Annotated in this window: 24 protein-coding genes and 1 pseudogene; 11 read left to right on the top strand and 14 right to left on the bottom strand. The window is 70.0% G+C overall.

Features of this window, described 5'->3' with window-relative positions; all coding sequences use genetic code 11:
- Position 1: 1 nt before the first annotated feature.
- Positions 2-1,534 (bottom strand): carotenoid oxygenase family protein, encoded by a 1,533-nt coding sequence (locus ABI214_RS08770; RefSeq protein ID WP_348608807.1) that lies wholly within the window; start codon positions 1,532-1,534, stop codon positions 2-4.
- Between the two features lie 18 nt (positions 1,535-1,552).
- Positions 1,553-2,770 (bottom strand): acetyl-CoA acetyltransferase, encoded by a 1,218-nt coding sequence (locus tag ABI214_RS08765; RefSeq protein ID WP_348608805.1) that lies wholly within the window; start codon positions 2,768-2,770, stop codon positions 1,553-1,555.
- Between the two features lie 101 nt (positions 2,771-2,871).
- On the opposite strand from ABI214_RS08765, the gene ABI214_RS08760 reads away from it, so the two are divergent.
- Complete coding sequence (locus ABI214_RS08760) at positions 2,872-4,062, top strand: thiolase family protein (protein WP_348608803.1); 1,191 nt, start codon at positions 2,872-2,874, stop codon at positions 4,060-4,062.
- Positions 4,063-4,117: 55 nt separating this feature from the next.
- On the top strand, positions 4,118-5,872 hold the full coding sequence (locus ABI214_RS08755) for a class I adenylate-forming enzyme family protein (protein ID WP_348608800.1): 1,755 nt from the start codon (positions 4,118-4,120) through the stop codon (positions 5,870-5,872).
- Positions 5,873-5,938: 66 nt separating this feature from the next.
- On the opposite strand, the gene ABI214_RS08750 is transcribed toward ABI214_RS08755, so the two are convergent.
- Entirely contained in the window at positions 5,939-6,481 is a 543-nt protein-coding gene (locus tag ABI214_RS08750) for a hypothetical protein (RefSeq protein ID WP_348608797.1), read from the bottom strand.
- Between the two features lie 68 nt (positions 6,482-6,549).
- On the opposite strand from ABI214_RS08750, the gene ABI214_RS08745 reads away from it, so the two are divergent.
- Genes ABI214_RS08745 through ABI214_RS08735 form a run of 3 tightly spaced genes read left to right on the top strand, consistent with a single transcriptional unit; the run spans position 6,550 to position 8,270 of the window.
- Complete coding sequence (locus ABI214_RS08745) at positions 6,550-7,158, top strand: TetR/AcrR family transcriptional regulator (protein WP_348608794.1); 609 nt, start codon at positions 6,550-6,552, stop codon at positions 7,156-7,158.
- 30 nt (positions 7,159-7,188) lie between these two features.
- Positions 7,189-7,995: a TrmH family RNA methyltransferase gene (locus ABI214_RS08740; RefSeq protein ID WP_348608791.1), complete on the top strand. Its 807-nt coding sequence runs from the start codon at positions 7,189-7,191 to the stop codon at positions 7,993-7,995.
- Positions 7,995-8,270: a DUF2537 domain-containing protein gene (locus ABI214_RS08735; RefSeq protein WP_348608788.1), complete on the top strand. Its 276-nt coding sequence runs from the start codon at positions 7,995-7,997 to the stop codon at positions 8,268-8,270. Before ABI214_RS08740 ends, ABI214_RS08735 begins: the two co-directional genes overlap by 1 nt.
- A 6-nt stretch (positions 8,271-8,276) precedes the next feature.
- Here ABI214_RS08735 and ABI214_RS08730 read toward each other — a convergent pair whose 3' ends face one another.
- From ABI214_RS08730 to ABI214_RS08715, 4 genes are all read right to left on the bottom strand, one after another.
- Positions 8,277-9,050, bottom strand: coding sequence for a DUF6928 family protein (locus ABI214_RS08730; protein ID WP_348608785.1), 774 nt, complete (start codon positions 9,048-9,050; stop codon positions 8,277-8,279).
- Positions 9,051-9,055: 5 nt separating this feature from the next.
- A complete protein-coding gene (sepH, locus tag ABI214_RS08725) occupies positions 9,056-9,943 on the bottom strand; it encodes a septation protein SepH (RefSeq protein WP_348608782.1) in 888 nt (295 codons plus the stop codon).
- A gap of 244 nt (positions 9,944-10,187) precedes the next feature.
- Positions 10,188-11,306 carry a phosphoserine transaminase gene (serC, locus tag ABI214_RS08720; protein ID WP_348608779.1) on the bottom strand — a complete coding sequence of 373 codons (1,119 nt, stop codon included), beginning with the start codon at positions 11,304-11,306 and terminating at the stop codon, positions 10,188-10,190.
- 45 nt (positions 11,307-11,351) lie between these two features.
- Positions 11,352-12,479, bottom strand: a complete 1,128-nt coding sequence (locus tag ABI214_RS08715; RefSeq protein WP_348608776.1) for a citrate synthase 2 — start codon at positions 12,477-12,479, stop codon at positions 11,352-11,354.
- A 275-nt stretch (positions 12,480-12,754) separates the two neighbouring features.
- Here ABI214_RS08715 and pdxH point away from each other — a divergent pair, with 275 nt between their 5' ends.
- The 6 genes and pseudogenes from pdxH to ABI214_RS08685 all read left to right on the top strand — a co-directional run bounded on the left by pdxH (position 12,755) and on the right by ABI214_RS08685 (position 17,716).
- Positions 12,755-13,405, top strand: coding sequence for a pyridoxamine 5'-phosphate oxidase (gene pdxH, locus ABI214_RS08710; RefSeq protein ID WP_348611432.1), 651 nt, complete (start codon positions 12,755-12,757; stop codon positions 13,403-13,405).
- On the top strand, positions 13,405-14,685 hold the full coding sequence (locus ABI214_RS08705; RefSeq protein WP_348611428.1) for an MFS transporter: 1,281 nt from the start codon (positions 13,405-13,407) through the stop codon (positions 14,683-14,685). Before pdxH ends, ABI214_RS08705 begins: the two co-directional genes overlap by 1 nt.
- The gene (locus ABI214_RS08700) at positions 14,678-15,598 is read left to right on the top strand and encodes a carbohydrate kinase family protein (protein ID WP_348608773.1); all 921 of its coding nucleotides are present in this window, start codon (positions 14,678-14,680) and stop codon (positions 15,596-15,598) included. Before ABI214_RS08705 ends, ABI214_RS08700 begins: the two co-directional genes overlap by 8 nt.
- A gap of 57 nt (positions 15,599-15,655) precedes the next feature.
- Positions 15,656-16,954 (top strand): citrate synthase, encoded by a 1,299-nt coding sequence (locus ABI214_RS08695; protein WP_127918194.1) that lies wholly within the window; start codon positions 15,656-15,658, stop codon positions 16,952-16,954.
- 36 nt (positions 16,955-16,990) lie between these two features.
- Positions 16,991-17,341, top strand: a pseudogene (locus ABI214_RS08690) (FKBP-type peptidyl-prolyl cis-trans isomerase); the annotation flags it as partial.
- A complete protein-coding gene (locus tag ABI214_RS08685; RefSeq protein ID WP_348611423.1) occupies positions 17,336-17,716 on the top strand; it encodes an FKBP-type peptidyl-prolyl cis-trans isomerase in 381 nt (126 codons plus the stop codon). The pseudogene ABI214_RS08690 and the gene ABI214_RS08685, both read left to right, overlap by 6 nt.
- Positions 17,717-17,775: 59 nt before the next feature.
- On the opposite strand, the gene ABI214_RS08680 is transcribed toward ABI214_RS08685, so the two are convergent.
- The 7 genes from ABI214_RS08680 to ABI214_RS08650 all read right to left on the bottom strand — a co-directional run bounded on the left by ABI214_RS08680 (position 17,776) and on the right by ABI214_RS08650 (position 25,398).
- A complete protein-coding gene (locus ABI214_RS08680) occupies positions 17,776-18,177 on the bottom strand; it encodes a nitroreductase/quinone reductase family protein (protein WP_348608768.1) in 402 nt (133 codons plus the stop codon).
- Between the two features lie 199 nt (positions 18,178-18,376).
- A complete protein-coding gene (locus ABI214_RS08675) occupies positions 18,377-19,462 on the bottom strand; it encodes an alpha/beta hydrolase (protein ID WP_348608765.1) in 1,086 nt (361 codons plus the stop codon).
- A gap of 154 nt (positions 19,463-19,616) precedes the next feature.
- Complete coding sequence (locus ABI214_RS08670; RefSeq protein ID WP_348608762.1) at positions 19,617-22,007, bottom strand: lysylphosphatidylglycerol synthase transmembrane domain-containing protein; 2,391 nt, start codon at positions 22,005-22,007, stop codon at positions 19,617-19,619.
- Complete coding sequence (locus ABI214_RS08665) at positions 21,997-23,304, bottom strand: sensor histidine kinase (protein WP_348608759.1); 1,308 nt, start codon at positions 23,302-23,304, stop codon at positions 21,997-21,999. Before ABI214_RS08665 ends, ABI214_RS08670 begins: the two co-directional genes overlap by 11 nt.
- Positions 23,301-24,041, bottom strand: coding sequence for a response regulator transcription factor (locus ABI214_RS08660; RefSeq protein WP_348608756.1), 741 nt, complete (start codon positions 24,039-24,041; stop codon positions 23,301-23,303). Before ABI214_RS08660 ends, ABI214_RS08665 begins: the two co-directional genes overlap by 4 nt.
- A gap of 5 nt (positions 24,042-24,046) precedes the next feature.
- Entirely contained in the window at positions 24,047-24,502 is a 456-nt protein-coding gene (locus tag ABI214_RS08655) for a MarR family winged helix-turn-helix transcriptional regulator (protein ID WP_348608753.1), read from the bottom strand.
- A gap of 56 nt (positions 24,503-24,558) precedes the next feature.
- Entirely contained in the window at positions 24,559-25,398 is an 840-nt protein-coding gene (locus ABI214_RS08650) for a fumarylacetoacetate hydrolase family protein (protein ID WP_348608750.1), read from the bottom strand.
- Position 25,399 lies beyond the last annotated feature (1 nt).

Genomic DNA, 25,399 nt, shown 5'->3' with positions numbered 1-25,399 from the left:
ACTATAGTCCGGGGCGGTCGAGACCCATCGCCTCCGCGGGGTCGTCGCTCGTCCGCCAGCCGGGCAGCGTCGAACCTGGCGCCCACGTCGAGTGCGTGCCGCTGGAGATGCGCTCCGGCAACCGGATCCGCGCCACGGGGCCGTCCGCGACCCGGGCGGCGTCGAACACCAGACACTCCGACAGATCCTCCTCGACGTTCGAGACGATCGTCACCAGGTACCCGTCGTCCTCGCCGTCGGCGCCGACGCGCGGGGCCATCGCGGTCTCGCTGCCGAACACGCCCTCGCCGAACGCGTAGCGTTCCTCGGTTCCGGTGACGGTGTCGTGCTTGACGAGGCCGTCGAACAGGAACCACCCGGGCAGGCCGGTCGCGGCGTAGGTGTAGCGGTGGGGCCGACCGGCGTGACTCGGGTTGATCATCCCGAACTCGGTCACGGTCTCGGAGAGCCGCTCCTCCCGGACCTCCCCGGTCCGCAGGTTCAACCGCCACCGGTGCAGGTGCGTGCCCATCCGGTCGAGTGCCAGGAAGCGGAACATCCGCTGGTAGACACCGCCTTCGCCGGTGTCCTCGGGTTCGGGGTTCTCCTGGTGGAATCCCTCGAGGACGATCTCGTCACCGCTCTCGTAGGCGTTGGTCCAGTGCAGGACGTAGGTGGGGTCGGCTTCGAACCAACGGATCTGTTCGGAAGTGCCCCGGCGCGGGATCACGCCCAGCCGCAACGGGATGTCCGGATGGAACCGCGAGACGTACCTGCCGGCTGCGAGTGCCTCGGGCAGCCAGAACAGCGGGCAGTCGTTGAGGATCGCGTAGTTCTCGGTGAACGCCATGTCGTGCGGCAGGCGGGGTCCGGGCAGTTCGATGTCCACGTAGTGGGCGAGGCGGTCGTCGGAGTCGACGACGCCGTAGTGCATGTACGGGGCGTCGGTGCTGTAGTTGAAGAACAACAGTTCCCCGGCGCGGTCGTCGACCTTCGGGTGCGCCGAAACCCCCAGGCTCGTCGGGAACTTGCCGTCCCACGTCGCCTTGCCCACCGTCTCGAGCGTCGTCGGATCGAGTCGGTAGAGGTCACCGCACTGCCAGAAACTGGTGAGCGCCGTGCCGTTGTGCACGACGACGTCGGTGCTGGACGCGTCCTTCATCCGGCCGCGAGCGCCCCAGCCGTCCTGACGGATCGAGCGTTCCGGGTGTTCGGCGATGCCCGCCCACAGCGGACCGCCCGCCGCCTGCTCGGCCAGGAAGCCGTCGGTCTTGACGAAGCGGTTGCGGTAGAAGGCCTTTCCGTCACGGAAGCCGACCGCGTGGATCATGCCGTCGCCGTCGAACGGGTGGTAGCGGCCCTCGAGGGCGGGATGCACCGGATTCTCGGTGTTGCGCAGGTAGACCCCGTCGAGGTCGGCGGGCAGTTCGCCGACGACGTCGAGATCGTCGGCACTTCGCTCGACGGTCTGCGGGCGCCACGCGCCGGTGCGGTAGGGATGGTCGTCGTCCGCGGGCAGTGTCGTCAGCGCGCGCCCGAGCACCTCGATGTCCATGTTCTCCTCCTCTTCCGATCAGTGTCCGACGACGAAACTGGCTGTCGTCGAAGTGCTTCCGCCGAAGTTCAACATCGCCGCACGGCGGGCGCCGTCGACCTGGTTCGCGCTCGCCCGGCCCGTCACCTGGCGGTGGCAGTCCAGCAGCATCCGCACACCGGTCGCGCCGACAGGGTGCCCGACGCCGAGGAGGCCGCCGCTGGGATTCATCGGGATGCGGCCGCCGACCTCGAGGTCGCCCGCCTCGACGGCGCGCCAACTCTCCCCGGGCGGTGTGATGCCGAAGTGGTCGATGGCGAGGTACTCGCTGACGGTGAAGCAGTCGTGCGTCTCGATCAGGTCCAGGTCGTCGACGCCGGAGATCCCGGCGCGGGTGAAGGCGTCGCCGATGGTGTCGCGGACGTGGGGGAACACGTACTCGTCACCGGCGCTGCGCGCGAGCTTCTCGGCCAGCGGGAGTCCCACGGTCCGGTGGCCCCAGCCGAGGATGCTCGACTGCCGCGCCCGATCGCGCTGCGCCGCGGGGTGGTCGGCGCGTACCAGGACGACGCCGGCGGCACCGTCGGTGAGCGGCCCGCAGTCCGCCTTGCGGAGACGGCCCTCGACCGGAGGGTTGGCCACCGGGTCGGCGCTGAACGACGCGGCGTCGCGCGCCCAGTCGCGAGTCTGCGCACAGGGGTTGCGGGCGGCGTTGCGCGCATTCAGCTCCGCGATGGCCCACAGGTGCCGGTCGTCGAGACCGAACCGTCGGTCGTACTCGTCGGCGACCTTGCCGAACATATACGGCCACATGAACTTTGCGTCCGTGCCCTCGCGTCCGGCCCAGGCCGCGGTCCCCATGTGCCGGGCGCCCAGGTCGCCCGGCACGGTCTTCTCGAGTTCGGCCCCGATCACCAGGGCGCAGTCGTATCGGCCGGACTCGAGATCCGCCATGGCCGCGAGCACCGCGAGGGACCCCGACGCGCACGCGCCCTCGTGCCGGGTGGCGGGCGCGCCCCACAGGTCCGGGACCACCGACGACGGCATCGCTCCCAGGTGTCCCTGGCCGGTGAAGAGCTGGCCGAAGGCGTTGCCGACGTGGACGACGCCGATGTCGCCGGCGTCGAGTCCGGCATCGGCGAGGGTGCCCTCGACGACCTCGCGCACGAGGTCCGCGACATCGAGCCCCTCGCGGGGGAAGTTTCGTGCGAAATCCGTTTGGTAGCCGCCGATTATTCGAATCGTGTCAGTAGTCATGTAAGCCGCTCTCTGCTCGAGGTCTTGCGGTTCTCCGGGGTCCAGACTACAACTAGCAGAGTGATGCAGCCCACTCAACTGTTCGGAAGGCCGGTGGTGAGATGACGCGGGCGTTGGTCTTCGACGCGGTCCGGCTGCCGCGGGGGCGGGTACGCCGGGACGGCGGCACCCTCGCGCAGATTCCGCCTCACGCGCTGTTCGCGCAGCTTCTGGCCGCCCTCGAGCGGCGCGGCCTGCGCGCCGCGGACGTGGACGACGTCGTCGTCGGGATCAGCACGGTCACGGGGGAGCAGGCCGGCAATCTGGCCCGCGCCGCCGCGCTGTCCGCCGGGTGGCCCGACGCCGTCGGCGGTGCGGTGGTCTCGCGGCTGTGCTGCTCGGGAATCGAGGCGATCGGCACCGCGGCGGCGAAGGTCGTTGCGGGACAGGCCGACATCGTCGTCGCCGGTGGTGTCGAGTCGATGTCGCGCGTCCCGATGCTCTCCGACGCCCCCGCCATCGCCACCGACGACGACCTGGGCGAGCTCACCGGATTCGTGACCATCGGGGTGTCCGCGGACGCGACGGCCGCCGCCTTCGGATTCACCCGTGACCAGCTGGACGAGTTCGCGGCGCAGTCGCATCGGCGGGCCGCGGCGGCCCCGCCGTCGGACGCGGTGGTGCCCGTGACCCTGTCGGGCGAGGTGATCCTCGCGGCCGACGAGGGCGCTCGCCCCGACGCCACCGCCCAGCAGTTCGCGGAGCTGCCGGCCCTGTTCGGCGACGACCCGGCGTGGGAGCGGGTGCTCCGACGGCTGCCGGAGCTGACGAAACCCGAACGCGGCCTGCATTCGATCGCGACGGCGCCGCAACTAGCCGACGGCGCCTCCGCCGCCGTGATCGCCTCCCCAGACGCCGCGGACGGCCGGCTGCGCGGCCGCGAACCGATCGCGGAGATCCTCGCCGTCACGCACCGGTCCGTGCGCTCCCCGCTGCTGAGCGCACCGGTCGACGCGGCCCGAGACGCGCTGCACCGGGCGGGGATCGGAGCCGGCGACCTCGACGTCGTCGAGGCCAACGAGTCCTTCGCCGTCAGCCCGCTGCTGCTGATCCGAGAGCTCGGCCTCGACCCGTCCCGGGTCAATCCGAACGGCGGCGCGCTCGCCGTCGGTCACCCGCTGGGCGCAACCGGCGGCAACCTCCTCGTCTCCGCCCTCGACGGCCTCCGCCGCGTCGACGGCGAGCACGCCCTCGTCACGATTCCGGCCGCACTGGGACTGGGCTCCGCGCTGGTCCTGCGCCGGTTGCGGTGACGCCCTCCCCGCTTCGACCCCCTCCAGACACCCGTCCGCCTCCAGGAAGGTAGCCATGTCCGAAGTGTTCACCGCGCCCGGGGTTCCCGACTCGAACCCGCGCCGCGCCGTGCTCTGCCACCCGGAAGACAAGATCCGCGACTACGTGGCCAGGGGGTGGTGGCGCGAAACCACCCTGCTGGACGAGTTCGACCACTGGGTCCGCGCCCGGCCCGAGCACGATGCGGTGTCGGATCCGACGAACCTGCCGGACCTGACGGGCCTCGCGGCCGAGACGCTGAGCTGGAAGGCGATGTCGGATCGGGTCGAACAGCTCGCCGCCCGGTACTACGAGGGCGGGATCCGGCAGGGGGACGTGGTCGTGGTCCAGCTGCCGAACTCGATCGCCCTCGTCGCGACGTATCTCGCGCTGTGGCGCCTGGGCGCGGTGGTGAGCCCGGTTCCGGTCGCGTACCGGCAGCACGAGTTGTCGAACATCTGCCGCGTTACCGCGGCGAAGGCGGTCGTCACGGTGACCCGTCTGCTGGACCGCGACCTGGCGGCCGACGCGTTGGCCCTCGCCGAACCGGCCGACGGTGTCGAGAGCGTGTTCGTGTTCGGGCCCGAACCGGACCCGCGTGCGGTGCCGATGGACCTCGCGGCATCGTCGGTCGCGGTGGAGGAGGCGCGACGCTACCTGGACGGCGTGGTCGTCACGATCGGTGACCGGATCACGATCTGCTGGACCAGCGGGACGGAGGCCGCCCCCAAGGGTGTGCCGCGTTGTCACGCAGACTGGTTTGCGAGTGCGCAGGCGGCGCAGGACGGGCTCGAGACCGACGAGTCGTCCGTGATCCTCAACCCGTTCCCCATGGTGAACATGGCGGGATTCGCGGCGGCCTTCCTCCCGTGGCTCGTCGGTGGCGGGCACCTCGTCCAGCACCAGCCGCTGGACCTGACCGTCTTCCTGGCGCAGATCGAGCGCCACCGTGTCACACACACGTCGATGCCCCCGGCGATCCTGGCGATGCTGCTCCAGCAGGACGCGCTCCGGGAATCGGTGGACCTGTCGTCGCTGCAGCGGGTCGGCTCGGGCGGTGCGCCGTTGCCGCCCAGCGTGGTTCGCCGCTGGCAGGACGAGTTCGGCATCGAGGTCCTCAACTTCTTCGGCTCCAACGAGGGGGTGTGTCTGCTCGGCGCGCCCGCCGACATCCCGGATCCGGCCGTCCGCGCCATGCACCTCCCGAACTACGGTGCCCCGAACCGGGAATGGGCGACGCGGGTCGCGAAGATGACGTCCGTGCGGCTGGTCGATCCGGTGACCGGCGCCGACGTCCACGCCGTTGGCGAGCGGGGTGAGCTACGTCTGAAGGGGCCCAGCGTCTTCGGCGGCTACCTCGAGGGCACCGCGTCGTCGAGCCCGTTCGACGACCAGGGCTACCTGTGCAGCGGCGACGTGTTCGAACTCGGCGGCGAGCGCGGCGAGTACATCGTCTTCGTCGACCGCATCAAGGAGATCATCATCCGCGGCGGCATGAACATCGCGCCGGCCGAGATCGAGGGCCTGCTGCTCGAGCATCCCGCGGTGAGCGACGTCGCGGTGATCGGCTACCCCGACGAGGTGCTCGGGGAGAAGTGCTGCGCCGTGGTGGTTCCCGCCCCGGGCTCGTCGGTCGAGCTCGCCGACCTCGTGAACCATCTGCGGGAGCGGCAGGTCGCGTCGTTCAAGCTGCCCGAGCGGCTCGAGATCGTCGAGAGCATTCCCCGCAACCCGGTGGGCAAGATCGTGCGCCGGGACCTCCGCGAGGCCTTCGCGCCGCCGTCCGTCTGAGTACGGCGCACCGAGCCGGACCCGGTCACGGACGACCGGGTCCGGCTCGACGTGTCCGCTCCGGGACTACCCGGCCGACTTGGCGCGTGCCGGAAACAGCGTGTAGCTGAGGGCGATCACACCCCACACGCCGAGCACGACGCTGAGGGTCCGGATCCAGTCCGACAGCGCCTCGGTGCGGGACGGATCGTCCACCATGACGATCGCGACCAGCAGCAGTCCGCACGCGATGCCCCACCCGACGACGGCCTTGCCGAACTCGCGCCACTCCCGCGCGGCGCGGGCCATCCCGTAGCGGGGCGGCCTCACCGGCGCCGGCCCGCCCGCGAACCGATGCGCGAAGCGGGCGTCGGCCCACCGAATGATGCTGTGCCCGAATGCCACCGAGAAGCCGATGTAGGCTGCCGCGAGGCCGTGGCTCCACGACGCGACGGCGCCGCCGCGGAGGTCGACGGTGGTGGCGACCAACAGCACCACGTCGACCAGGGGGGCGCCCACGAGCAGTGCGGCACCGAGGGCGGGGCGGCGCAGCAGGTAGCGGGCGGCCAGGCCGGCCCCGAGGAACACCCAGAACAGGACCTCGCACACGACGATCAACTGAACGATCATGCCCGCCCCTTTCTAGTACGACTGTGTTAGCAACCGAAAACTAGCACAGCTGTGCTATTTTTGGCCACGTGGTGAAACGACCCGACCCCGAGACGCGACGCGAGGAGATCGCCGACGCCGTGCTGCGGGTGATCCGGCGCGACGGTGTCGGTGCGGCGAGCGTCCGGACCGTCGCCGACGAGGCCGGCATGTCCACCGGTTCGCTCCGGCACTTCTTCGGCACCCAGTCCGAGTTGCTGTTGTTCGCCATGGAACTGGTGACCCGGCGCGTGTACGACCGCATCGCCGCCATCGAGTTCACCGGCGACCCCTGGACCGATGTCCGGGTGCTCGCCGAGCAGTTCGTCCCCCTCGACGACGACCGCCGCGGCGAAATGGACGTCTGGCAGGCGTTCGTGGTCGCGGCCCGGACCGACCCGACGCTTGCGCAGGTCCGCGACCGCACCGATCAGGAGATGTACGGCGGCTTCCTGCGGTCCACGTCCGCGCTGAAGGAGGCGGGCCTGCTCGGGCCGGGAACGTCCGCGGAGGTGGAGGCGATGCGGCTGCACGCCCTGGTCGACGGCCTCGCCGCGCACGGCGTCAACCACCCCCACCGCGTGAGTGCCGACCGGATCCGCGCGGTGCTCGACGCGCACTTCGGCTCGCTGCTGACCGCCGACGGGAGCGCCCGCTAGACGCCCACCGGCATACGGCACGATGGATCCGTGGTTCACGTCATCGACATCGCAGACCCCGCCGATCCCCGGCTGGACGACTACCGCGACCTCAACTCGTCGGATCGTCGGCCCGACCTGCCGGACGGGAAGGGGCTGGTGATCGCGGAGGGCGTGCTGGTGGTGCAACGCATGCTCACCTCCCGGTTCGCGCCGACCAGCCTGCTCGGTGTGGACCGACGGCTGGGGCAACTGTCCGAGGACCTCGAGGGCATCGACGTGCCCTTCTACCGGACGTCGGCCGAGGTCATGGCCGAGGTCGTCGGGTTCCACCTCAACCGGGGCGTGCTCGCCGCGGCCCGCCGCCCGCCCGCGCTCGACCTCGACGACGCCCTGCGCGACGCCCGGACCGTCGCGGTGCTCGAGGGGGTCAACGACCACGAGAACATCGGCTCGATGTTCCGCAACGCCGCCGGCCTGGGCGTGGACGCGATCCTGTTCGGCACGGCCGTGGCCGACCCGCTCTACCGTCGGGCCGTCCGGGTGTCGATGGGCCACGTGCTGAGGGTGCCGTTCGCGCAGGTTCCGGACTGGCCACATGGGCTGAACGTCCTGCGTGACAAGGGCTTCCAGCTCATCTCACTGACCCCCAATCCATCGGCGGTGTCGCTCGCGCACGCCATGACCGGAGAGAAGGTCGCGGTCCTGCTCGGCGCGGAAGGCCCCGGGTTGAGCGAACACGCCATGCGCGCCACCGACGTTCGTGCGCGGATCCCGATGGCGCCGGGCACCGACTCCCTCAACGTCGCGACCGCGGCCGCGATGGCGTTCTACGAGCGTATCCGGACGGCGTCGTGATGGTCGCCGTCGAACCTGCGCCGACCCCGTGGTCGACGGGCCTGCTGGTGAGCGGGTTCGCGGCGGTCTTCACGATCGTCGCGGTGGTCGCCTTCGGATCCGCCCTGGCCACCATTCATCCGCTGCTCGCGGTGGGCTTCAACCTCGTGGTCGTCGGTGGTGCCGCGCCCACCGTGTGGCGCTGGCGGCACGTTCCGGTGTGGCGTTGGGTGGTGTACGGGGCGACGGCCGGCGTCGTATCGGGCTGGGCCGCACTGCTTCTCGGTGCCCTCTGAGGCCTGTCAGTTCTCCCTGTGGAACAGGCGTGCGAACAGCGACCGCCGCTGCGGACGCGCCTGTTCGTGTCCCTGCTCCTGCCCACGTTCCAGTTCCCGCTGCTCTCGTTCCTGCTCGGCGCGGCGCTGCTCCTCGAGTAGCTGCACCGATGCGGGGACCTGCCCGGGTGGGTAGACGGCGAACCGGGACATCGTGATCGACGCCGGATCGAGGTCCTCGCCCAGCCACGCGTAGGGCGCGGCCTCGGCGAACTCGCCCGGGCTGAACGGCAGCGTCTGGGGATCGGGCAGCACATCGAGGAACGGTCGTGCCGGGCGCTCGCCCGCCCAGAAGGGACGCTCCCACACCTGCGGCAGCCCCAGGTTCTCGATGATGTGCACCGGCGTCGCGCTGAACGACCGCTTCAGTTCCGCACCGTCCCAGTGCGCGAAGGCGCCCCACGAACCCGCCTTCGTCACCGGACTCGAGGACGACAGGTAGGTATGGCGGAAGCCGGTCGGATGAATCCAATGCTCCACCAGCGACGACGGGACGGGTGGCAGCGACTCGCCCGTACGGACGACCGACACCCCGGGATAGCAGCCGACGGCGATCTCTCCGTCCTCGAGTGACGTTGCCTCGGAAAGGAACTCGTCACCCAGGTGCGTCGCAACGAGACCCGGGTGCAACTGGACGGCGAGTGCCTGCGCGGCGTCGCGGTCGGGTGTCGCGTCCCGCAGCGTCGTGGCGGGATCGGCGGCGTCGACGTACCAGAGCGTGGAAGCGTTGACCCCCGACACAGGTGTCAGCCGCGCCCGTTGCTCCGAACACCGAGCAGGACGTCGTCCCACGAGGGCAGTGCCGGCTTGCCGCGCTTGTCCTTGCCGGGCGTGTGCTGCGGTGCCGGCTTGGGCTCGTGCTCGTCGAGATCGTCGAGTTCGTCGAGCTCGGCCCGTTCGGCGGGTTCCGCCGTTGCATCGTCGATCTCGTTGTCCGTCAACAAGATCGACGAATCGTCGGCTGCTTCGACATCGTGCTCGTGGTCCTGCTCGAAGTCCGCCGGGCCGAACACGCCCTGGCTCGGTACGGGAGCGAGACCGCGGAGCGGGCGACCGTGGTCCGGGTCGACGAGCTGGCTGGCGGTGTCGTCGAGCGCGGTGATGGTGCCGCCGTGCGCGTCCGGCTGATAGCGCCAGTGCGCCGCATTGGTGGTCCGTCCGGCCTGCCACTGCAGCTGTGCCACCCAGTGACCGTCCTCGTCCTTCCACGCGTCCCACGTCGCGACGTCCAGATCGTGGCCGCGGGCGCGGAACGCCTGTGCCACGATCTCGGCGAGCGTGTCGACGGTGGGCCCGTCGGGGCGGACCGGGTGACCGGCCTGCGCCATGTCGGCGGCCCGGGAGCGTTCGAGCAGAACCGGATACGCGAAACGGTCCACCTTGGACTGCGGGACACCCGCCTCCTCGGCGACCTGCTCGACGGAGGCGCCGGCGCGGATCCGGGCCTGGATCTCTCGGGGTCGCATCTGGCAGTCCGACTCGATCTCGATCTGGCCCAGGCGCGCGATGTCGCCGCGGGAGGCGGCGCGGAGCTTGTCGTCGGCCGGGATCCGGAATTTCTCACCGGTATCGGGATCCGAACACACCACATGCGCGCCGCCAGGCTCGAGACCGATCACTCGCAGCTCTCGCACGTTGTCCTCCTCATCGCGCCGACTCGCGATCATGTCAAGATCGACTGTAATTCATCTGTGACCCGTGCGCCCGGAAAGACACGCGCGCCCTTTATCACCCTCGTCCCGCGTTGCGCGTCCTAATCGGCGTGCCGCAGGTGTGATGACGACTACACACGGGCAGGTGCGCGGGAACGGCGGGGCGATACGGGACGAGGGGCGGGCACGCGACGCGCACCCACCCCTCGTTCGGGAGTTCGGAGAACTAGCCGAGCTGGGAGACGACCCAGTCGATGCTCTTGGTCAGCTGGCTGATGTCCTCGGGATCGATCGCCGGGAACATGCCGATGCGCAGCTGGTTGCGGCCCAGCTTGCGGTACGGCTCGGTGTCGACGATGCCGTTGGCGCGCAGGATCTTCGCGACCGCAGCCGCATCGACCTCGTCCTTGAAGTCGATGGTGCCGACGACCTGCGAGCGGTACGCCGGATCGGCGACGAACGGCGTCGCGTACTCGGACGCCTCGGCCCACGAGTACAGGCGCTCCGACGAATCCTTGGTGCGCGCGGTGGTCCAGTCCAGGCCACCGTTGCCGTTCATCCACGCGATCTGGTTCTCGAACATGAGCAGCGTCGCGAGCGCCGGGGTGTTGTACGTCTGGTCCTTGGTGGAGTTGTCGACCGCGATCGGCAGCGACAGGAAGTCCGGGGTCCAGCGGCCCGAGTCCTTGATCTCGGCGACACGCTCGAGCGCGGCCGGGCTCATCAGCGCGATCCACAGCCCGCCGTCGGCGGCGAAGCACTTCTGCGGCGCGAAGTAGTAGACGTCGGCGTCCGCGGCGTTGACCGGCAGGCCGCCGGCACCCGAGGTGGCGTCGATCGCGATGAGCGCGTTCTCCGAACCCGCCGGGCGGGTCACCGGCACGGCGACGCCCGTCGAGGTCTCGTTGTGCGCCCAGCCGATCAGGTCGACGGAGCCGTCGGCGACGATCTCCGGCGCGGTGCCCGGCTCGCTCGAGACGACGATCGGATCACCGATGAACGGGTTGTTCTTCGCGACGGACGCGAACTTCGACGAGAACTCGCCGTACGTGAAGTGCTGCGAGCGCTCACGGATCAGGCCGAACGCGGCCGCGTCCCAGAACGCGGTGGAACCGCCGTTGCCGAGGACGACCTCGTAGCCCTCGGGCAGCGAGAACAGGTCACGCAGGCCGGAACGCACGCGGGCGACGACGTCCTTGACCGGCTTCTGCCGGTGGCTGGTGCCGAACACCGAGGCGCCGACGTCGACCAGGGACTGCAGCTGTTCGGGGCGGACCTTCGACGGTCCGCAACCGAAGCGGCCGTCTACGGGCTTGAGGTCGGCGGGGATGATCGGTGTGCTCATCGGTGCGAGTTGTCCTTCTCGGTTGTGGTGACGGTCCAGCTGTTTCTAGCTGTGCGAGATCTGGTCCCAGCCCTCGACGGAGTCGGGGGTGCGGGGCTCGGGGCCGGTGTAGATCGCGGCCGGGCGGACGAGCTTGCCCAGACGCTTCTGCTCCATGATGTGCGCGCACCAGCCGGCGGTGCGGCCACACGTGAACATCGCGGGCATCATGTGCGCCGGAACCTCGGCGAAGTCGAGGATCACCGCCGCCCAGAACTCGACGTTGGTCTCGATCGCGCGGTCGGGGCGACGCTCGCGCAGCTCGGCGAGCGCGGCCTGCTCGAGGGCAGCAGCCGCCTCGAATCGGGGGGCGTTCAGGCGCTTGGCGGTGGCGCGGAGCACCCGGGCGCGGGGATCCTCGGCCCGGTACACCCGGTGACCGAAGCCCATCAGCTTCTCCTTGCGGTCGAGGATGCCCTTGACCAGTGCGCGGGCGTCGCCGGTGCGCTCGGTCTCCTCGATCATCGGCAGCACGCGGGCCGGGGCGCCGCCGTGCAGCGGGCCGGACATCGCGCCGATCGCGCCGGACAGCGAGGCCGCGACGTCGGCGCCGGTGGACGCGATGACGCGCGCGGTGAAGGTGGAGGCGTTCATGCCGTGCTCGGCGGCCGACACCCAGTAGGCGTCGATGGCCTCGATGTGTGCAGGGTCGGGGTCACCCTTCCAGCGCGTCATGAAACGTGCTGTGACGGTGGGGCATTCGTCGATCAGCTTCTGCGGCACGGCGGGCTGGTAGATGCCGCGCGCCGACTGTGCGACGTAGGACAGCGCCATGACGGACGCGCGGGCGGCCTGCTCGCGGGCGGTCTCGTCGTCGATGTCGAGCAGCGGCTGGTAGCCCCAGATCGGGGCCAGCATCGCCAGACCGGCCTGCACGTCGACGCGGACGTCACCGGTGTGGATGGGCAGCGGGAACGGCTCGGCCGGGGGGAGTCCGGGGCCGAATCGACCGTCGACCAGTAGTGCCCAGACGTTGCCGAACGTGACCCGACGGCCGACCAGGTCCTCGATGTCGACACCGCGGTAACGCAGCGCGCCGCCGTCCTTGTCGGGCTCGGCGATGTCGGTGGTGAAGGCGACGACGCCCTCGAGACCGCTCACGAAATCCTCGGGTACTGCAGCGCTGGGTGCCATTGCTCCTGGACTCTCCTCATCCGAGTGCCGCCCGTCAGAGCAGCACTTCCTTGCACTGATTCAGCCTTCGACTACTCGATCCTTCGGTCCGTCCGATTTGTCTGCGCTCGTGCACGCTTCGTCCGTCCTCGGCCCGGGGAGCTACCGCCGGGTCCGCTACCCAAACTCTAGCCGGTCGCACCGGCCGCCTGGTCAGCGCATACCCGGTAGTAGCGTCTGGACCTGTGTCGTCAGAATCCCGCCGCTGGGGCTCCCGGAAGTCCGATCTGTCCGCGATGCGCGTGAGCTACGGCGAGGCCGGGCCGCAGCGGGCCGTCGTCGAACCCGATCTCGAACCGTCCTGGCTCGACGACGGCTGGGCGGCCCTGGCACGGCAGTGGGTCGAGGATGCCGTCGAGGCCGCGCTGCCCGAACCCAACGCGATGGTGCTCGGCACCGTCGACACCGACGGTCACCCGTGCACACGGACCGTCCTGTGCAAGGGACTCGGCGACGACGGTGTGCTCTTCTTCACCAACTACGAGTCCGACAAGGGCCGACAACTCACGTCGACGCCGTACGCGTCGGTGACGTTCACGTGGATCCCGTTGGCGCACCAGATCACCATCCGCGGTCCCGTAGAAAAAACAAGCAAGAACACGACATCGGACTACTGGCACAGCCGTCCGCGGGGGTCGCGGCTGGGTGCGTGGGCGTCGCACCAGTCGCGCCCGATCGCCTCGCGCGCGGACCTCGAGGCCCAGCTGGTTGATGCGGGACAGCGCTTCTCGGTCGACGGTGACGTCCCGGTCCCGCCGCACTGGGGCGGTTTCCGGATCCGTCCCGAGTCGGTCGAGTTCTGGCAGGGCCGCCCCAACCGCATGCACAACCGGATCCGCACCCGCCTGGTCGACGGCGCGTGGATCGTCGAGCGTCTCCAGCCGTGATGCGCGGACTGCTCGCCGACGTCACCCCGCTCCGCAACCCCGACTACCGCCGGCTGTGGACCAGCGGCATCGTCACCGTCATCGGCGCCCAGCTGACGGTCGTGGCCGTACCGCTGCAGATCTACGCGATCACCCAGAACTCCGCCTACGTCGGGCTCGCGGGGCTGTTCGGGTTCGTGCCGCTCTTGGTGTTCGGCTTGTGGGGCGGCGCCCTCGCCGACGTCATGGACCGTCGAAAACTGATCACCATCACGACGCTCGGGCTGATCGGCACCTCGCTGCTGCTGTGGCTGCAGGCCGCCGCGAACGTGAACAACGTCTGGCTGTTGCTGTCCCTGTTCTCGCTGCAGCAGGTGTTCTTCGCGGTCAACTCGCCCACCCGCAGCGCGATCATCCCGCGGCTGCTGCCGATGAAGGACCTGCCGGCCGCGAACTCGCTGAACATGACGGTATTTCAGTTCGGCGCGATCGCGGGGCCGTTGCTCGCCGGTGTCCTCATCCCGGTGGCCGGGCTGTCGACGGTGTACCTGCTGGACGCGATCGCGCTGCTCGCCACGCTGTGGGCGGTGATCCGGCTGCCCGCGCTGCCGCCGACCGGTCCCGCCCGCCGGGCCGGGCTGCGCGTCGTGGGGGAGGGTTTCGCCTACCTCGCGACGCAGAAGGTGCTGCTGGCGTCGTTCGTCGTCGACATCGTCGCGATGGTGTTCGGCATGCCGCGGGCGCTGTTCCCCGAGATCGCCCACGACTCGTTCGGTGACCCGCTCGACGGCGGCGTAGCGCTCGGCCTGCTGTTCGCCGCGATGTCGGCCGGCGCGGTGCTGGGCGGCGTGTTCTCCGGGTGGCTGCCACGGATCCGCTACCAGGGGCGCGCGGTCGTGATCTGCATCGTGCTGTGGGGCCTGGCGATGGTCGGCTTCGGTGTCGTCGTCGGGATCGCGAATCCCGGCAGTTCCGCGGTCCTGCTGTGGCTCGCGCTCGCCTTCCTCGCGTTCGGCGGCGCCGTCGACATGGTCTCGGCGGCCCTGCGCAGCACGATGCTGCAACAGGTGGCGACCGACGACATGCGCGGACGGCTGCAGGGCGTGTTCACCGTGGTCGTCGCCGGCGGCCCGCGCATCGGGGACGTCCTACACGGCGCCGCGGCGTTCGCCTTCGGCACGGCCGTCGCGTCCGCGGGCGGCGGCATCCTGGTCGTGATCGGCGTCGTCGTCTCGGTCCTGGCCTTCCCGACGTTCGTGCGTTACCGCGTCGGTCGGACGGGGGCGCCCGAACATGTCTGACCCGCGAATCCTGGTGTGCGGCGAGGCCCTCGTCGATCTCGTCCCGACCGGAGACGCGGCCTTCGACGCGCGCCTGGGCGGCGGTCCGTTCAACGTCGCCGTGACGCTCGGACGCCTCGGCAGCCCAGTCGGGTTCTGCTCCCGCATCTCCACCGACCCGTTCGGGGAGCGACTGGTCGCGGCGCTGACCGCCTCGGGCGTCTACGTCGGAACGGTGCAGCGCGGGCCCGAGCCCACGACGCTCGCGGTCGCGGGAATCGGACCCGACGGGGGCGCCCGCTACACCTTCTACGCCGACGGCACCGCCGACCGGCTCGTCACCGATCCCGGACCGTTGCCGGCGTCGGTGGACGCGGTGTCGTTCGGGACGCTGTCGCTCGTGTTCGAACCGGGCGCGAGCGTCTACGCGGACCTGCTGCGCCGCAGCCACGACGAGGGACGCCTGACCGTCCTCGACCCGAACGTCCGTCCGGCCGCCTTCCCCGACGGCTACCGGCGCCGGTTCACGGAGCTGCTGCCGGCGATCGACGTCGTCAAGGTCTCCGACGAAGACGTTCACTGGTTGGGACAGGGGGTGGACGGCTCGACGCCCGAGCAGTGGCTCGAGGCCGGTGTCACGGCCGTCGTCACCACCCACGGCGCCGACGGATTGAGCGTGCGAACGCGTCGTGTGCACATGCGCGTGCCGGGTCGCCAGGTGGCGGTTTCGGACACCATCGGTGCAGGTGACACGGTGCAAGGCGCATTGCTGCACCGGCTGGGCGAGCGTGGACTCCTAAGTTCGAATTCGGTTGCGGCGCTCGACGGGGGACAATGGCAAGAGGTTCTGGAGTTCGCCGCTCGAGCGTCGGCTGTCACCGTTTCAAGGCCCGGGGCGGACCCTCCGTGGGCAGTGGAGCTCGCGGGCGACTAGTTTCTACTTGAATGTTACGAAGTTACTCACTGGTCTGAGTTTGAGAGGGATCCTTCCGTGCCCGCTGAGAATGACAACAAGCCCACACTCAGCTACCCCGGTGGCGAGCACACGATGTCGATCGCCAAGGCGACTGAAGGCAACGATGGTATCGAGCTTGGAAAGCTCCTTGCCAACACTGGTTACACGACGCTCGACCCGGGCTTCGTGAACACTGCGTCCACCAGTTCTGCCATCACGTACATCGACGGCGAGAAGGGCATCCTGCGTTACCGCGGGTACCCGATCGAGGAACTCGCCGGTCGCTCGACGTTCATCGAGGTCAGCTACCTGCTTATCTACGGGGAGCTGCCGACGCAGGCCCAGCTGGATGTGTTCACGGACAAGATCCGTCGCCACACGCTGCTGCACGAGGACCTCAAGCGGTTCTTCGACGGCTTCCCGCGCAACGCGCACCCGATGCCGGTGCTGTCGAGCGCCGTCAACGCGCTGTCGGCGTACTACCAGGACTCGCTGGATCCGGACGATCCGGAGCAGGTCGAGCTGTCCACGATCCGTCTGCTCGCGAAGCTGCCCACGATCGCGGCGTACGCGTACAAGAAGTCGGTCGGTCAGCCGTTCCTGTACCCGGACAACTCGCTCAGCCTGGTCGAGAACTTCCTGCGTATGACGTTCGGCTTCCCGGCCGAGCCCTACGAGGTCGACCCCGAGGTCGCCAAGGCCCTCGACATGCTGCTGATCCTGCACGCCGACCACGAGCAGAACTGCTCCACGTCGACGGTCCGCATGGTCGGTTCCTCGGACGCGAACCTGTTCACGTCGGTCTCCGCCGGCATCAACGCGCTGTGGGGCCCGCTGCACGGCGGCGCCAACCAGGCCGTGCTCGAGATGCTCGACGAGATCGCCGCCGGCGGCGGTGACGTCAACGAGTTCGTCCGCAAGGTCAAGAACAAGGAAGACGGCGTGAAGCTCATGGGCTTCGGTCACCGCGTCTACCGCAACTACGACCCGCGGGCCGCGCTCGTCAAGCAGACCGCGCACTCGGTGCTCGGCAAGCTGGGCGGCGACGACAAGCTGCTCGACATCGCGATGAAGCTCGAGGAGGCGGCGCTCACCGACGACTACTTCGTCGAGCGCAAGCTGTACCCGAACGTCGACTTCTACACGGGCCTGATCTACCGCGCGATGGGCTTCCCGACGCGCATGTTCACGGTCCTGTTCGCGCTCGGCCGCCTCCCCGGCTGGATCGCGCACTGGCGTGAGATGCACGAGGATCCGGCCACCAAGATCGGCCGCCCGCGTCAGATCTACACCGGCTACACCCAGCGCGGCTACGTGGATCTGTCGGCCCGCTGACCCGCTGCCCGACGACTACAGATCGGACGAAAAACCATGAGCACCAAGCCTGAGATCGAGTTCCAGGAGGGCCCCGCGCCCACCGAGCTCGTCATCAAGGACATCGTCGTCGGTGACGGCCCCGAGGCCACCCCCGGCGCCAAGGTCGAGGTCCACTACGTCGGCGTCGAATTCGACTCCGGCGAGGAGTTCGACTCCTCGTGGAGCCGTGGCGAGTCCATCACCTTCCCGCTGCAGGGCCTCATCGCCGGCTGGCAGGAGGGCATCCCCGGCATGCGGGTCGGCGGCCGTCGTCAGCTGACGATCCCGCCGGAGCTCGCATACGGTCCGGCCGGCGGCGGCCACCAGCTGTCCGGCAGGACGCTGGTGTTCGTCATCGACCTGCTCGACGTCGTCGTCCCGCCGGCGCCGCCGGTCATCGAGCCCGCCGAGGGCCCGGCCCCGGCCGAGCTCGTGATCGAGGACATCACCGTCGGCGACGGCCCGGAGGCACAGCCGGGTTCGGTCGTGGACGTGCACTACCACGGCGTCGAGTACGACACGAACCAGGTGTTCGATTCGTCGTTCCTGCGCGGTGATTCGGTTGCCTTCCCGCTGGACCGGCTGATCCCCGGCTGGCAGGAAGGAATCCCGGGCATGAAGGTCGGCGGTCGCCGCAAGCTCACGGTTCCGCCGGAGCTCGCGTACGGTCCGGCCGGTGCCGGACATCAGCTGTCGGGCAAGACGCTGGTGTTCATCATCGACCTGCTCGGCACCAAGTAGTCCGCAGCTCAGCAACACTCAGGCCCCGCACCGAGTTCCGGTGCGGGGCCTGAGTCGTCTCAGGACCGGCGGGTCAGTTCGATGATCGGCATCTGCCGGTCGGTCTTCTGCTCGTACTGGGCGAACCGCGGTATCGCCGCCTTGACCACCGCCCATTGCTCGTCGCGCTCGGGGCCCTCCAACTCGCGCGCGGTCACCGGAATCGTCTCGCCGGCCATCTCGATCGTCGCCCGATCGGGGTGCGCCGCCAGGTTCAGATACCAGTTCGGGTTCGAGCGGGCCCCGGCGGCGGAGGCGACGACGATCCAGCTGTCGTCGCTGCCCGGGAACCAGTCGACCGGAGTGGAACGCGGCTGTCCGCTCTTACGGCCGACCGTGGTCAGGATCAGTGCGTCCACGCCCATGAACTTCCCGCTCCTGCGGCGGATCCGGTTCATCGCGAACTTGTTCGCCAAGAGCACGATGCGTCCGTGTGGCGGGCGTCCACCACGGGTTCCTCGGGGGTGGCTGAAGGTCATGACCGGATCCCCTCGTTCGGTTCTGTGCACGACACGAACAGTATGAACCGATTGGGTGGGCCGCCGAGCCGAGACGAGAAAGGGCGCCCCGACCGAAGTCGGGGCGCCCTCTGCTCAGCGTGGTGTGACTACCGCCGGATGACTACCGCGGGGTGCCCATCGCGTCGGCCAGCATCGGCCACGAGTTGTTCAGGTCGTCCTTCCAGTAGCCCCACGAGTGGGTGCCGGCCGGCTTGAAGTCGAACGTCGCCTGGCCGCCCATGCCGTTCCGGTTGACCGCGTCGAACAGACGGTGGGTGCACTCGTTGGTCGCAGCCTCGATGATGCCGCCGACTACCACCTGGTTGGCGAGGGTCTTCACGTCACCGTTGATGCCCTGGCTGTCGAGGGTGTCGTGCGGGCCCGGCAGGCCGGACGCGTTGGAGACGTACAGCTTCGGGCCGCCCTTGAGCTTGCCGACGTTGAGGATCGGGTCGTGCGCGATCCAGTCGGGGCTTCCGACCGGGCCCCACATGTTCTCGACGTCCGCGCTACCGCGGGCGGCGATGACGATCTGGATGTAGGTCTGGCCGACCGGGGTCGCGGTGTCCGCGCAGCCGCTGTACGCGCCGACGGCCTTGTACAGCTGGGGATCCTTGAGCGCGAGGTTGAACACCGAGGTGCCCGACGTCGAGATGCCGGCGAGCGAGTTGACGCCGGTGGTGCCGAGCGCGGAGTCGATGACCGGCGGCAGCTCCTGCGTCAGGAAGGTCTCCCACTTGTTGACGCCGTGCAGCGACTCGTCCGGCTTCTGCCAGTCGGTGTAGTAGGTGAACGCACCCTGCATCGGGGTGACGACGTTGACCTGCTTGCCCTGGAAGAACGTGCCGATGTCGGCCTGCTTCTGCCACGACGCGGAGTCCTCGCCGCCGCCTGCGCCGTTGAGCAGGTACAGCGTGGGAGCGGGCTTGGAAGTGTCCGCCGGGCGGATCACCTCGAGCGGGATCTCGCGGCCCATGGACGCCGAGTAGACCCGGAGCGACATCTTGTTGCCGGTGCCGGCCTTCGCCGACACCAGGCGGGTGCCGCCGTTGGCCTTGGCGGCCGCCTGGATCTTGGCCGCGTCGGACTGGCCGGGGGTCTCCGCCGAGGCGACACCCACACCGACGAAGACGGGCAGCGCAGCAACCGCCGCCGTCGTGGCGCCGATCAACGCTTTGAGCCGGCGGGACTTACTGGTAACACGCATGCTTACTCGCCTTCGATGGTCGGCCGGGGCGTGAGGTCTCGACTCCCCGGTGTTGATCGTGTGTATATCACTTTCGCTATCGGCCAAACGTCCCGGTTTGCTACCGGTTGCTCGAAAATTCTCGAGACGTTCCAGAATTATCGGACACAAACCATCAGACCATGTCGTTTTTCTGCAACCAGCGCAAGGTCGGCCAGCCGCAGAACACCGGCAGCCAGCACGTCAATACGCGGTAGAGCAGCACTGACGGTACCGCGATGCCCACCGGCAGCCCGAATGCGGTGAGTCCACCGATGAGGGCGGCCTCCACCGCGCCCACACCGCCCGGGGTCGGCGCCGCCGAGGCCAGGGTGCCGCCGATCATCGTCACGATCGTCACGGTCACGAACGTGGTGCCGCCGCCGAACGCCTCGACCGACGCCCACAGCGCCAGCGCGGCGCCGAGCGTGGTGCCGGCACTGCCGAGCACGATCAGCATGAACCGGCCCGGGCTCCGGGCCAGCTGGGCCAGGGACGCGAGCACCTCGGTCAGCTGCGGCCGGACCTCGTTGCGGAGCCAGCGGCGCGCCTTCGGGATGAACATGAACGTGCCGATCGCGCCGAGCGCCACGCCCGCGATGAGGTAGAGGATGGTGCCCTTCGGGACGAAGTGCGACAGGTCGGCCTCGCGTCCGGCCGCGACGCTGAAGAAGATCAGCAGCGCGAGGTGGGTGACCACCTGGACCGTCTGTTGCAGCGCCACCGCGGCCGTCGCGCGGACGGCGCCGAGACCGCCCCTCTGGAGGAAGCGCACGCTGAGCGCGAGTCCGCCCACTCCGGCCGGTGTCGTGGTGGCCGCGAAGGTGTTGGCGACCTGCATGATCAGCAGGTGCCGGTACCGCACCAGTTCGGACGCGCACGCCCACAGCGCGGCCGCGGCCCCCACGTAGGTGAGCGCCGAGACGATCAGCCCGGCCAGCGCCCACCACCAGTTCGCGGTCTTCAGCTCGGTGAGGAAGGTGGGGACCTGGCTGATGAACGGGTACGCGACGTAGACCAGGCCGATCAGCAGCACCAGCTGGATGATCTGGTTGCGGGTGAAGCGGGTGACCTGCTCGGGGGCGATCTTCTCGATGTCGGTCTGGTTGCTGACCTCGTCGCGGATCGCGCCGAGCAGCGCCGACGACTCGGGGCCCTGCTTGCGTAGCCGCGCCGGCATCGCGGACTTCGTGAGCCGGCCGGACGCCGCCAGGATCCGGTCCCGTCCCTGCGCGGCGAGCGCGGCGCGGACCGCGGGGGCCACACCGAACAGCGACGCGGTGGTCACCAGCATCTGCGCGGTGTCGGACTGGATCTGCGCCTCGGAGGCGCCGAGTTCGGCGTACGAGAAGCCGTCGAACAGCGCGCGGGCGTCGTCGATCCGGATCTCCGACGCCCGCAGGTCGCCGTGGGTGATCTGGCGGGCGTGCAGCTCGCCGAGCGAGGTCCACGCCATCTCGAGGAGGGCGTCGCGCGGGTGCGGGTTGTCGGTCGCGAGGGTGGCGATCGGGGCGCCGTGCGAGACGGGGCGGGCGTACAGCTTCCACCCCCGGTCGAGCGCGGTGACGGCCATCGGCTTGGACGCCGCGAGCCCCAGGTCGGCGACGGCGATACCCATGAGCGCCCGGTGCTCGACGGCACGGCCCAGCGACGCGTGTACGGGTGCGCTCTCGCTGCTGCGCAGTGCCAGCCACTGCGAGAACTGCCGGATCGCGCCGCGGCTGCGCTGATTCTGCCCGTACAGTTCGACGATCATCTCGGGCTCTCCGTCGCGGGCCGCGCCGAGGATCAGCGGGCCGCCGCCGGCCGGTGCGATCACTCGGAACGCGGTGATCCGGTGGCCCAGGCGCTGCATCGCCTCGACCGCCGACTCGAGCGGCACCTCGAGCGCCGGGGTGCCGACGACCAGGACGATGATCGCGCCGACGAGGTACCCGACAGCGAGGCCGAGCATCGAGCGGGCCGGCACGATCGAGCTGACGATCAGGTGGATCGGTGCGAACAGGAGCAGCAGTGTCCACCACAGGCGGCGCCACCGTTTGGGCAGCCACGGTCCCGAGACCGTCAGGACCGCGGCGAGCATCGCGATCCAGCGGGGATCGTCGAGGAACTGGGAGAGGAACGTGTTGAGGCGGTCGGAGACGTCGAGGTGCCACTGCGGGGCCGCGAGACCGGTTCCGGTGAACGAGAGCGCGACGCCCGCGACGAGCCCCGCCGCCGCGTAGCCGGCGAGCAGCTTCCAGTGCCGGCCGATGATCAGCTGGATCAGGATCGCGAACGGCAGCGCCAGGATCGCGATGCCGTAGAGCAGGTAGACGGTGTCGGACACCTCCGGCGACAGGACGCCGACGATGTCGGACACCGACGTCTCGAGCGCGTCCCACTCGCTGCGGGTGATCAACGATCCCGCGATGACCGCGCCGAGGACGACCAGTGCGACGACGACCCGCAGGATGTCGCTGGTCCGTCGCGCCAGCGGCTGCAGCAGACTGCCGGTGACCGGGATGTCCCGTCCGTCAACTCTCAAGGGTCACCACCAGTCGGACACCGCCGAGCGGGCTGTCCTCGAACGCGGCCGCGCCGCCGTGGAGTTGGGCCTGCTGTGTCACCAGCGCCAGACCCAGTCCGGATCCGCCCTTGGCGGCGCCACTGCCGCGCCGGAAGCGTTCGAACACCGCCGACCTCTCCGTTTCGGGGATGCCGGCGCCGTCGTCGTCGACGGTGATCGTCACGGCGCCGTCCGCGGTGCGGTGCGCGCCGATCGCCACGTGCCGTGCCGCGCCGTGCCGGACGGCGTTGGTGATCGCGTTGTCCAGGGCCAGCCGCAGGCCGATCGGCAGCCCGCGCACGACGAGTCCCGGTGGCGCGTCGACCGTGGCCGACAGCCCCGGGTGCAGGCGCTGCGCGTCCTCGGCGGCGAGGTCGCACAGTTCCGTCAGGTCGAGATCGATGTGGTCCCTCTCGCTGGACAGCTCGCCCGACGCGAGGCGCTCGAGCGCGGTGAGCGTCGCCTCGAGCCGGCCCTGGGTGCGTGCGAGGTCGGCGAGGATCTCGGCACGCTGCTCGTCGGACAGGTCGAGCGTGGTGAGGACCTCGAGGTCGGTGCGCATCGCGGTGAGCGGGGTCCGCAGCTCGTGCGCGGACGCCGCCGCGAAGTCGCGGGCCGTGTCGAGGGCGGCGGCGGTGCGCGCCTGGGCGTCGGAGACGTCCTGCAGCATGGCGCCCGCGGCCGCCGCGAGTTCGTCGGCCTCGCGCACCCCGGACGCGGCCGGCGCGAGGTCCCGGTCGCGTCGGCTCACGCGCTGGGTGAGCTCGACGAGCGGCCGGACCGCGCGGCCGCCGAAGACCCAGCCGAGGCCGGTCGCGGCGACGATCGCGAGGACGCCGACGATCGCGACCTGCTCCTGCTGTTCGGTGGTCGGGTCCTTCGCCTCGGCGAGCGGGACGGCGACCGACAGGAGCGACGACGACCCGGGGGCGAGCGGGGCGGTGAAGGCGCGGAACGGGGTGCCCGCGACGTCGACGGTGTGCGATCCGGGATCGAGTTCGGGCAGCCGGCTCGAGGTGCTCGAGACGACCTGGTCGCCGGAGCGGATGGTCACCGCGAACGCGCCGGCGTCGCCGAGGACGTTCAGGAACGGCGCGGCGGCACCGGCATTGACGATCAGCACCCGGGACGCGGTCTCGAGTCGGCGGTCGAGTTGCAGCAGGTTGTTGCGGGCGATCGCCAGCGCGAGGTACACGCCGACCGCCGCAACGATGATCGTCGCCCCCAGCGCGGTGGCCGCGGCGACACGGGCCCGCAGCGAACGTGGCCGGATCATGCCGGTTCCCGCAGGACGAATCCGACACCGCGGACGGTGTGCACGAGCCGGGGGGTGCCGTCGACCTCGAACTTGCGACGCAGGTAGCCCACGAACACGTCGACCACGTTGGTGTCGGCGACGAAGTCGTATCCCCACACCAGGTCCAGCAGGCGTTCCCGGCTCAGCACCACACCGGCGTTCCGGGACAGCACCTCGATGAGCTCGAACTCCCTCTTGGTGAGGGGAATCTCGTTGTCGCCCAACCAGACGCGGCGACCGGCGAGGTCCACCGACAGCGGGCCGACGACGATCGGCGGATCGGTCACGGCCCCGGCGACGGCCGTCGAGCGCCGACGCAGCATCGCGCGGATCCGGGCGACGAGTTCCGCGAGCACGAACGGCTTGACGAGGTAGTCGTCGGCCCCGGACTCGAGGCCGGCGATGCGGTCGTCGACCGAACTGCGCGCACTCAGGACGCAGATCGGGACGTCGTTGCCGGCCGCGCGCAGTGAGGTGACCACCCCGGTGCCGTCGAGGACGGGCATGTTCATGTCGAGCACCACGGCGTCGGGTGCGGTGTCGGCGACGACCCGCAGCGCGACCGCACCGTCCGACGCGGTCAGGACCGTGAATCCGGACAGCCGCAAGCCGCGTTCGAGTGAGGCCAGCACGTCCGGGTCGTCGTCCACGACCAGAACGGTTGCGGTTGCGGTCACGTGTGCATTGTGCCCGGTGAGCGGTCCGGATCCGTGCATGCGCGTCACCGCTCGGCGTCCGGCGACGCCTGCTGCCGTCGGTGCGTGATGAGGACGTCGGCGACCCGGACGAAGGCGTCGAGGTCGGCTGCGGGGACCCCGTCGAACAGGTCGTGGGCCGCCTGCTCGCGCAGGTGTCGGATGTGGCCGGCGTCGCTGCGGCCGCGGTCGGTGAGCGCCACGATGTGTGCCCGGCGGTCGGTGGGATGTGCCTCGCGGCGCAGGTGGCCGGACTGCTCGAGCGCGTCGACCAGGGCGGTCACCTGCCGGGTGCTGCACCGCAGGACGTTCGCCAGGTCGCGCTGGGTCATGGGCGGATTCTCGAGCACGCACAGCAGCGCTCGGGTGCGCGCGGTCGTCAGGCCGAACGTGCGGGTTCCTGCCGCGATGGACGTCGACAGGTGCTCGGCGAGGAGGTATGCGCGGCCGAGGGCATCGCTGACGTCGGGCGTGTCGGGCACGGCAGTGATGCTAATTCATTGTGAATACTGTTCACGAACCGTGCCCGACGGTCCGGCTACTTCACGCAGCGCTGCACCAGGGCGCCGATGCCCTCGATTCGGCTGGTCACGACGTTGCCTGCGGCGAGGAACCGCTGCGGGTCGCGGCCCACACCCACGCCCGCCGGCGTCCCGGTGAAGACGAGGTCGCCGGGGCGCAGCGTGCACACCGCCGACAGGTGGGCGATCAGTTCGGCGACGGGGAACATCATCTGGGCGGTGCGGCCGGACTGGACCGTCTCGCCGTCGATCTCGCACTCGATGGCGAGGTCGTTCCGGTCGGCGAACTCGTCCGGGGTCACCAGCCAGGGGCCGGTGGCGCCGAAGCCCGGGAACGACTTGGCGAGGGAGAACTGCGGCGCAGGCCCGGCCATCTGGGACGTCCGCTCCGAGTAGTCCTGTCCGACGGTGAGTCCCGCGACGTGGTTCCAGGCGTCGGTCGCGCTCACGTTCGTCGCCTCGCGGCCGATGACGGCCACCAGTTCCACCTCCCAGTCGACGGTGTCGGTGGGCAGCACCAGGTCGGTCTCCGGGCCGGTGAGGCAGCTGGCGAACTTGGTGAACGTGGGCGGTGCGTCGGGGGCGGCGAGCCCGGTTTCGGCGGCGTGGTCGCGGTAGTTGAGCCCGATCGCGAATACCTGGCTCGGCGTCGGCGACGGCGCCTCGAGGTCGCGGGTGGCGAACGGCGTGCCGGTGCCGCTGCCGATGGCGGATCCCGCCCACGCGGTGAACGCGTCCCACTCCGCGTAGACCGACGCCGGGTCGGGGCCGAAGCGTCCGGCGCTCGCGGCATGGACATCGGTCGCCCGGTCGTCGTCGATGAGGACGGTTCGTCCGGAGAGGTTGGCCACGCGCATG

Origin of the sequence: Prescottella soli, assembly GCF_040024445.1 — a bacterium.
GTDB lineage: Bacteria > Actinomycetota > Actinomycetes > Mycobacteriales > Mycobacteriaceae > Prescottella > Prescottella soli.
The sequence above is the reverse complement of the archived record's forward strand: the minus strand, read 5'-3'. Positions and strand labels throughout refer to the sequence as shown.